The organism is Vibrio sp. 10N.222.48.A3, assembly GCF_041475345.1.
GTDB lineage: Bacteria > Pseudomonadota > Gammaproteobacteria > Enterobacterales > Vibrionaceae > Vibrio > Vibrio tasmaniensis_A.
Window position 1 is genome coordinate 1 of record NZ_JBFRVX010001733.1, and the last position, 307, is coordinate 307.

At 36.5% G+C, this 307-nt stretch carries 1 protein-coding gene; it reads left to right on the forward strand.

What is annotated here, in order from left to right; all coding sequences use genetic code 11:
• Positions 1–151: 151 nt before the first annotated feature.
• A partial coding sequence (locus tag AB4653_RS28670) for a UvrD-helicase domain-containing protein (protein WP_372087176.1) occupies positions 152–307 on the forward strand: 156 nt, incomplete at its 3' end.

A 307-nucleotide genomic window follows, 5' to 3' on the forward strand; every position in this document is an offset into this window, starting at 1 on the left:
AATATCAATATTAATGATGATTTATGGTTTAAATTGCTGATTTTATTATGTTAATTTTTGATTATTTTTTCTTCTTATTATCCTAAACGCAGCCTAGTGTTTAGGTTATAATCAACTTTTATGTATAAATACCCAGTAGTGAGCATATCCAATGATAGATCCTTCGCTTTTACTCGATGGCCTAAACGACAAACAACGTGAGGCGGTCGCGGCACCTTTAGAAAACCTACTTATTCTGGCAGGTGCTGGTAGTGGTAAAACGCGAGTGTTGGTGCATCGTATCGCTTGGTTACAAAGCGTAGAGCAA